5 protein-coding genes and 1 tRNA gene are annotated in these 3,154 nt (G+C 45.5%); all 6 read right to left on the bottom strand.

What is annotated here, in order from left to right:
• Positions 1-199, bottom strand: a 199-nt coding sequence (locus KDK13_RS01010; protein ID WP_257282877.1) for a hypothetical protein, incomplete at its 3' end; no start/stop codon positions are given.
• Between the two features lie 7 nt (positions 200-206).
• Positions 207-413, bottom strand: coding sequence for an MAE_28990/MAE_18760 family HEPN-like nuclease (locus tag KDK13_RS19095; protein WP_373692194.1), 207 nt, complete (start codon positions 411-413; stop codon positions 207-209).
• On the bottom strand, positions 413-1,003 hold the full coding sequence (locus KDK13_RS01005; protein WP_257282874.1) for a DUF262 domain-containing protein: 591 nt from the start codon (positions 1,001-1,003) through the stop codon (positions 413-415). Before KDK13_RS01005 ends, KDK13_RS19095 begins: the two co-directional genes overlap by 1 nt.
• Positions 1,004-1,443: 440 nt before the next feature.
• Positions 1,444-1,534 (bottom strand) — tRNA-Ser (locus KDK13_RS01000).
• A 96-nt stretch (positions 1,535-1,630) separates the two neighbouring features.
• Complete coding sequence (locus KDK13_RS00995) at positions 1,631-2,470, bottom strand: SDR family oxidoreductase (RefSeq protein ID WP_257282873.1); 840 nt, start codon at positions 2,468-2,470, stop codon at positions 1,631-1,633.
• 139 nt (positions 2,471-2,609) lie between these two features.
• Entirely contained in the window at positions 2,610-3,116 is a 507-nt protein-coding gene (locus KDK13_RS00990; protein ID WP_252022848.1) for a lactoylglutathione lyase family protein, read from the bottom strand.
• Positions 3,117-3,154: the final 38 nt, after the last annotated feature.

The raw sequence follows: 3,154 nt of genomic DNA, 5'->3' as shown, positions 1-3,154 counted from the left end.
TTGGTACGCCCGGCATGGGCATGAACTGATGGGGTGAAAGTCCCCTGTGGGAGAACCTGCATCTGACTGGCGGTAAAGACGCCACATTATCCATAAGCTCATTAACCAACTCTACAAACTCATTAACTGTGATTAATTCTACAGGTAATGATGTCTCCCCATGAGCAATACTATTACGATACCGAAGAAGTTTATCCAATCTGGATTTATAACTTGGACATTGTTTGTCCAATTTTCACCATATAGCCTTCCCATATGGCATAAATATTTGGCACAGAGCATTTAAGAAATATTTCTTCATCTCTAGGAGACAGCCTGTAACGAGTAGAAAACGTCAAAATGGTAGCCATTTCTGAACGTCTCCACTCTATATCGCTAGCAAGCTCTTGGACTACATGAGCAAACTGAGACATTAGGAAAAATGACCTACTCCAAGAGAAATCCTGCTAAGCACTCGTGTTTTACCAGAAGCAGCTGATCCAGTTAGCTTCCTGAAATCGGGATCAACCTTCAATGCCTCAACTCTCTCTTGTATCTCATTAGTACCAAGAGATTTAACCGTATCCATGTTCCTTGCTATACCAACTGTAATGGCATCGAACAGACTAGTGGAGAATGCGCTTCCTTGAAATCTGAACACTGAAGGGCCAATCTCTTTGAGGAGAGTCAAGACCTCCATAAACTGATCTTTTAAGGAGGGGGAAAAACCATTATGAACAGACTTCTTCATAAAGGCTGTCATATACTCCTTAATGAAAGATTCCTTAAATTCAGGATCAGGCTCAAGTAAAGACATGAACCTCAAGGCAAGCTCCTGCATGTACAAAGTTTGTTCCTGTTTGCGAGTTGGTTGAACCAGGTCTTTGAATAACTTCTCTTGAGCAACATTCTCAAGCAACTTATTAAATGACGCATCAACCCCTCTGAAGATACAGTTCCTTATCTCTTGATCTGTTAACGATGTTCCACCTGTATTCAGGCGATTAAAGAGTTCATAGCGCATATCATAGTTACTATTCCACCTAAGTATTTCTATACGGCATGATGCTCTCTTAATATTTAAAAGAAACTGAGCCAACGTTAGCCATAATATTCTTCCAGGTAGTGTTTGAACAAACCTATCAGGACAGTTGTGCCTTTATAATAGGACTGTGCTCAAACATAAATATTAGCAACTGATATTTTATATTTTGACAAGCCATGTACAAACATGTTTTTTTTGCCTGGTTAGCAATTTATAACCTCACCAAACAAGCATAAACATTAATTTTCCTGAATTTCACTTAAGCCCACCTCGCTTTTGAATTCATGTAAAATTCAAGGTTATCGAAGCCATTGGCCGATGGTGAGCGTACCAGGAATGTAATGGACACCGGTTGAGGTAATGGTCGTAAAAATGAGTATTTTAAAAAAAGGTAAATCAGGAGCTTACAGAAGGGATAATGGCGGTGAGGGAGGGATTCGAACCCTCGGTACGCGATTAACGTACACACACTTTCCAGGCGTGCTCCTTCAGCCACTCGGACACCTCACCATTTGCTCAAAACGTTTACCGCCCTGAACAGGTGGCGTACTTTATATCACCTGCGTCACAAAGGCAAAAAGAATATATACCTACGGACAAAAAAAATCACCGAAGGCGATGCAGACCAAATATTATGCCCAGAACTGTCTCAAGAACAATAGTTGGCAACAGTGCTTTCAGTAATGGAAAAGCCCGGCTGCCATTGGCCAGACGGATGATGTTGAGCCTGCGTCCAGACTCCAGTTTATCCACCAGGTTACGGCAGAAACGATCTGCCGGTGTGGGGTTATCCTGTGAGGCATTGGCTCGTGCCCTGACCTTTGCGTCAATGGGTCTATAGAGGCTGTCCGGGTTGAACACTTGTTGCAACACCCGGCTGGCATTATCCGCAAACCGGGACTGGACAGCTCCGGGCTGAACCGTTACCACCCGCACACCAAAGGGCTTTAATTCCATTCTCAGCACATCAGACAGTGCATTGAAGGCAGCTTTTGAGGCACAGTAACTGCCTGAAAACGGGGTAAACAACACACCGGAGATACTGCCAATATTGACGATAGTCCCCTCTCTGCGGGCACACATGCCAGGAGCCACCTTACGGATAAGGGTCATGGGCGCAAACACATTGGTGGAGAACTGCTGCACCAGCTCTTCGCCGGGCATATCCATCAATGGTCCCATGCTGCCATAGCCCGCATTATTCACCAGTATATCCAGATGACCATCGCTGCTGAGAATATGCTGCACCACCTCATGCACCCGGGGTTCACTGGTCACGTCCAGCTCCTGCACCAGGATATTCTGATCTGCCAGCGTCTGGATGCTCTGCAGGTTACGGGCAGTTGCCCAGACACGATAGCCTCTTCGCTGAAACTCCAGCGCCAGCTCCCGGCCGATGCCACTGGAACATCCGGTAATCAGTACATTTTTAGTGTTTGCAGGCATAGTTTATCCCTTTGCGGCTCTGTATATAATTTTCAGCTCCACGCTAGTGCAAAAAAGCGCTGATTGCCATACAACACCAAAAAGTGCACAAGAAAACTTTTCTTTGTGCACTCTGTAATCTCTGCGATTGGCCTGAAAATCAGCTATAGGCACCCGCTGAGTAGGTTAACTCATAGCTGTGGCTGTAGATCTCCAGGATATTGCCAAATGGATCTTCCATGTAGATCATCCGGTAAGGCTTTTCGCCCGGGTAGTAGAACCGTGGTTTTGCCATACGGCGCTTACCACCGGCGGCAACAATTTTTTCTGCCAGCCCTTCTACATCCGGATCCTGTACGCAGAAGTGGAAAATGCCGGTTTTCCAGTATTCGAAGTTATTTTCAGGGTTTTCCTGGTTTTTGAACTCGAAGATCTCAACGCCGATCTTGTCGCCTGTGGATAAGTGAGCAATGCGGAAGTGCTCCCAACCGGCCCCGAATACATCAGTACACATCTCACCAATGGCACTGTCGTCTTCGACAATCGTGGTGGGTTCCATAATCAGGTACCAGCCCAGCACTTCGGTGTAAAACTTAACGGCCTTTTCCAGGTCTGGCACAGAAATACCAATATGAGAAAAGGTTCTTGGGTATACTTGGTCTGTCATTGTCTTCTACCTCAGGATCAATGGCATCAGTTTAGAAG

The organism is Endozoicomonas sp. SESOKO1, from assembly GCF_024606265.1.
In the GTDB taxonomy this organism is placed as follows: domain Bacteria; phylum Pseudomonadota; class Gammaproteobacteria; order Pseudomonadales; family Endozoicomonadaceae; genus Endozoicomonas.
The sequence above is the reverse complement of the archived record's forward strand: the minus strand, read 5'-3'. Positions and strand labels throughout refer to the sequence as shown.

Coding starts and splice junctions, on each gene's coding strand:
- KDK13_RS19095 (WP_373692194.1), bottom strand. CDS start 413: ATGTCTCAGTTTGCTCATGTAGTCCAAGAGCTTGCTAGCGATATAGAG.
- KDK13_RS01005 (WP_257282874.1), bottom strand. CDS start 1,003: ATGCGCTATGAACTCTTTAATCGCCTGAATACAGGTGGAACATCGTTA.
- KDK13_RS00995 (WP_257282873.1), bottom strand. CDS start 2,470: ATGCCTGCAAACACTAAAAATGTACTGATTACCGGATGTTCCAGTGGC.
- KDK13_RS00990 (WP_252022848.1), bottom strand. CDS start 3,116: ATGACAGACCAAGTATACCCAAGAACCTTTTCTCATATTGGTATTTCT.